A 614-nucleotide genomic window follows, 5' to 3' on the forward strand; every position below is an offset into this window, starting at 1 on the left:
GCTAGAGGAAGTCAGAATCGCTGCACCGCCCATCCCTTGAGAGCCATCAACGCGATTTCCACCGATGATTAGCGCATGACCGTAGCTACCTTTGTAACTGTTTTGGCGGCGCGACTTCATACTATGTGCAGCCGTTAGTAGTATCGCAACAGGTTCAAATGCTTCAATAGCATCTTGATTGGCATTTTTATCAGATATTTTGTGAGGTCTAGCTTTTTGCTGAAGAACCATTTGATAAGGTATTAACGGTATATTTATTATATCTCCGCTATAATCCGTACCGTCTTTGGTATGCAAACCGAATTTGCGTGCAATCAGGCATAAGGTGACATCAGCTTGTACTGCTATACGATCGAATACCTCACCAGTAGAAGTCACCAATCCACTTGGAATATCGACGGCGACCGCTAGTGCGTTATGCTGCTGAGTAGTACGATTAAAAGTACTAATAGCCTCTTTATAGATACCTTCTGGCGCACGATCCAGCCCAATCCCAAACAGTGCATCAATATAAACATCAGCTGATAAAACCATTTTCTCTGAATCATTATAACTGCTGTGAATCTCTTCGAAGCGTTGATAATGACAGTTGGCAGATAGCGCTATTTGAAGAG

1 protein-coding gene is annotated in these 614 nt (G+C 43.0%); it reads right to left on the minus strand.

Going from position 1 to position 614, the window contains the following annotated elements; translation table 11 throughout:
* Positions 1-614, minus strand: a 614-nt coding sequence (locus tag ACS8FC_RS18925) for an NAD(P)H-hydrate epimerase (protein ID WP_439297925.1), incomplete at both ends; no start/stop codon positions are given.

The organism is Psychrobacter sp. 1Y4, assembly GCF_051847555.1.